Source organism: Streptomyces sp. NPDC051173 (assembly GCF_040689515.1).
Taxonomy (GTDB): domain Bacteria; phylum Actinomycetota; class Actinomycetes; order Streptomycetales; family Streptomycetaceae; genus Streptomyces.
This window is the reverse complement of sequence record NZ_JBFBBD010000155.1, coordinates 1-3,423: the sequence shown is the minus strand read 5'-3', so window position 1 is coordinate 3,423 and position 3,423 is coordinate 1. Positions and strand designations below refer to the sequence as shown.

At 65.4% G+C, this 3,423-nt stretch carries 4 protein-coding genes; 2 read left to right on the top strand and 2 right to left on the bottom strand.

Annotated elements, in window-relative coordinates:
* The first annotated feature begins 179 nt into the window (after window positions 1-179).
* Together AB0435_RS33980 and AB0435_RS33975 are read left to right on the top strand one after the other, a co-directional pair.
* Window positions 180-1,085 (top strand): hypothetical protein, encoded by a 906-nt coding sequence (locus AB0435_RS33980; RefSeq protein ID WP_366428713.1) that lies wholly within the window; start codon window positions 180-182, stop codon window positions 1,083-1,085.
* A gap of 189 nt (window positions 1,086-1,274) precedes the next feature.
* The gene (locus AB0435_RS33975) at window positions 1,275-1,931 is read left to right on the top strand and encodes a CDP-alcohol phosphatidyltransferase family protein (protein WP_366008617.1); all 657 of its coding nucleotides are present in this window, start codon (window positions 1,275-1,277) and stop codon (window positions 1,929-1,931) included.
* A gap of 78 nt (window positions 1,932-2,009) precedes the next feature.
* Here AB0435_RS33975 and AB0435_RS33970 read toward each other — a convergent pair whose 3' ends face one another.
* Both AB0435_RS33970 and AB0435_RS33965 read right to left on the bottom strand, forming a co-directional pair.
* Window positions 2,010-2,540 carry a transposase gene (locus AB0435_RS33970; protein ID WP_366428714.1) on the bottom strand — a complete coding sequence of 177 codons (531 nt, stop codon included), beginning with the start codon at window positions 2,538-2,540 and terminating at the stop codon, window positions 2,010-2,012.
* Complete coding sequence (locus tag AB0435_RS33965) at window positions 2,537-3,079, bottom strand: winged helix-turn-helix domain-containing protein (protein WP_366428712.1); 543 nt, start codon at window positions 3,077-3,079, stop codon at window positions 2,537-2,539. Before AB0435_RS33965 ends, AB0435_RS33970 begins: the two co-directional genes overlap by 4 nt.
* Between the last annotated feature and the right edge of the window lie 344 nt (window positions 3,080-3,423).

Here is a 3,423-nt window from a genome sequence, read left to right as displayed (position 1 = left end):
CACGGAGGACTAGTCCACGACGAGGGCCGACCGGAAAGAGATGACGGCCAGTGACCGGCAGTCCTCAGTGTCTGTGAGGACTGCCGGTCACCGGCGGTCCCAACCACCAGTGGTCTCCGGTCCGTTGGAACCCGGACCTCACCCCCACGGCACTCCCCCCGCTGCTGCCCGGGGACCCGATGGGCTATGTCGAGGCCGTCAGCGACGACGGCACCGCCGCCGGCTGGTCGGGGGGCCACCCGGTGCGCTGGGCGCCCGACGGCACGGTCACCCAACTGCGGCCGCTGCCCGGCGGCACCAACGCCGACTTCCGCAAGATGAGCCGCACCGGCATCGCGGTGGGAGAGTCCGAGCTCGGCGGGACCTACCACGCGGTGAAGTGGCGCCCGGACGGCCAGGCCGTCCAGCTGGCTCCGCTCAAGGGTGACACCGCCGCCTTGGCCCTCGCGGTCAACAGCTCGGGCACGGTCGCCGGTGTGTCCTACTCGGTCGACAACGTCTACCACCCCGTGAAGTGGAACCCGGACGGCACTCCCGTACCGCTCGACGCGGCCTCGGCCTACTCCACCGCATGGGTCGTCCAGATCAACGACGCCGGCACCGTGCTCGCGCGTGACGCCGTGCCGACCGGTTGCACGATCGCCCAGTTCCGCTCCGTGACCTGGGGTGCCAACGGCACCGTTACGGACCTGGGCCCGCACTCCGACGCGAACGCCATCAACGCTTCGGGCACCGTCGTCGGCCGGCAGCTCGGAGCGGACAACATCGACTACACCGCCATGAGTTGGAGCCCCGACGGCACCGCCACGGCGATCGGCTCCGCGTACGAGTACACCACGGCCGTCGCCGTCAACGACGCCGGTGTCTCCGTCGGGCACACCGGGGCCAAGAACTCGATGGATACTCTGCAGCGCTTCGCCCTCCGCTACGAGGCCGACGGGAGCCTGACCGAACTGAACGTGACACCGGACGGCAGCAACTCCTACACCACGTCCATCAACAACGCCGGCGTGACCGTCGGCGTCCGGATCACCTACCCGAAACCGGAAAGCGCCACGCGCACCGCGGTGATCTGGCGGCCATAACCACCGCCCACCCGTTGGGGGGGGCCATCCGCACACGTGCGGGCCCCCGAACGCCCACCAACCCCTAGCGTTGACTTGGCCCGCCCGCTCAGCAACCCCGGGCGTGCGGCATCCAATTACCGAGCCAACAACCCCTGCCCTGATATGATCATTAAATCTATCCAGTAGTTAGAACTCGGAGTGGGGTAAATGGGTAATTCCGAGGCGCCGGATAAGCATCTCGACAAAATCGCCACCATCCCTAATCTTCTAAGCGCTCTACGGATCGCTGGTGTTCCTTTCTTCCTTTGGATGGTCCTGCAACCCTGCTTCGGAAACCCTAGGCTCGACGGATGGGCAATTGGCATCCTCGTGCTCAGCGGGATTAGTGACTATCTGGACGGAAAGCTGGCTCGCCGCTGGAATCAGATGAGCAGATTGGGGCGGATCCTTGATCCAGCGGCAGATCGTCTCTACACACTCGCTACAGTATCGGCGCTCGTCGCACGCGGCATCATCCCTTGGTGGCTCATGGGGATTTTGCTGACACGTGACCTTTTGATGGCATTCAATATTGCCGCCTTGCGAAGGGTCGGCTATGGACCCCTCCATGTGAACTTCATCGGTAAGGCGGCAACCTTCAATCTTATGTACGCGTTTCCTCTGCTTCTCGTAGCAGCCGGAAACGGATTTCTTGCTGACTCTGCAAAAGTTTTCGGATGGGCGCTGGCGATCTGGGGTGTCGCACTATACTGGTGGTCGGCTGCGCTCTATACCGTTCAGGTTCGACGACTCAGGAATGACTCCCTAAACATTTCTCCCCCCGTGCCTAGCGGTGCGGAGAACCCCGTTTCTGATCCCAATTGATCCGACCCAGACTGACTGTCTGATAACGACCATTGCAGCGCCTTACTGCGGTTGAACTCGTGAGGGTGGTTGGTGGGGTCACGTTACTTTCATGGTCAGCCCGGTCTCGGTGAAGCAGCCGTCGATCAGTTCCGGCCGGTACTGGATCTTTTTGAGTTTGCGCTTCGTGACCTGCACGAGGTGATCGAGGTTGGCGGCGGCGAAGTCGGCCAGGCCGCGTTTGACCAGCGACCAGATGCCTTCCTGCGGGTTGAGCTCAGGAGCGTACGAAGGCAGCTGGAACACCGTCAGCCACTCCTGGTTCTCGGCGAAGAACAGCGCGAGCTCGTCGGCCAGGTGGACGTTGAGATTGTCCCAGACCCAGACCACGGGGGCCCTGAGCTGGTTGTGTGCCGCGACGATCAGGTCGCGGCAGTCCTGCCAGGTGAAGCTCTTCGCCTCGCCTTTCCGTCCCCGGCAGACGTGCAGCCGGTAGAACAGACGGGAGCGTTCACCGCTCCGGAAGCAGACCACGCCCGCCATCGAGACCCGTCCCCGGTCCGAGCCACGGACCCGGACCTGCGGTGTCTTCCCGCGTGGCGCCCAGGTGTGGCCCTTCGGCGGCCTCAGGCCCTGCCCTGCCTCGCCCTCGAAGCAGATATAGGCGTCCCGGGCCGCCGCGGTGGTCTTACCGTCTCCCACACCTCCTCCCGCCACCGCGCGACACTCACGTCGTCGCGCTCCAGTGCCCGCCTCGCCGGCACCTGCGGGGACCAGCCGTGACGCCGCAGCAGCTTCCAGACCCCCTGCACCGTGTACTCCACCCGGAACAAGCGGATGATCAACGCCCGGACCCGCACCAGGGTCCAGCCCTGCTCCTCGCCCCACCCATGCGCCAGGGTGCCGCGCTCCAACTCCCGCACCAGACGCTCCCACTGCCCGGTACTCAGACGTTCCACGCAGACCGGCCCCTTCGAACGAAGGGCCTCCGCCCCGCCCTCACGCCACAGCCTGCGCCACTTCTCCACCCGGCCCACCCCGACATCGAACGCCTCAGCGACAGCGGTGGTCTTCTCCCCACGCGCGAACCACTCCGCCGCCTCCAGCCTCACCCGCTCACGTTCCGCCTGCCTCTTCGGCGTCAGCCCGCCACCTCGCGCATACCTCATGCCCTCGTCATACCGCAGGGATCACGAACCGTCAGTAGTACCAACCACCCCTACAAGTTCAACCGCAGTACCTGGCGGCGCCGATAGGGATGCGGGGCGTGCGCGGTGAGTGCTAGCTTGGCGTAGAAGCGGCTGGGCGCCCGGCCGTGTGGAACCCCCGCCACGGACGGACATTCCGCGACGAGGGCCCACCCGAAGAGATATCGACGGTGTGTGACTGTCAGCCCTCAGGTCTTGTGAGGACTGCCAGTCACCGTCGGATCAGCCACCTCCCGAACTCGCGGATGACCGCGCAGACTCGTTCGGCAAGCGACTTCTTCCGGTGGCGTCCCATGGGCGCCCCC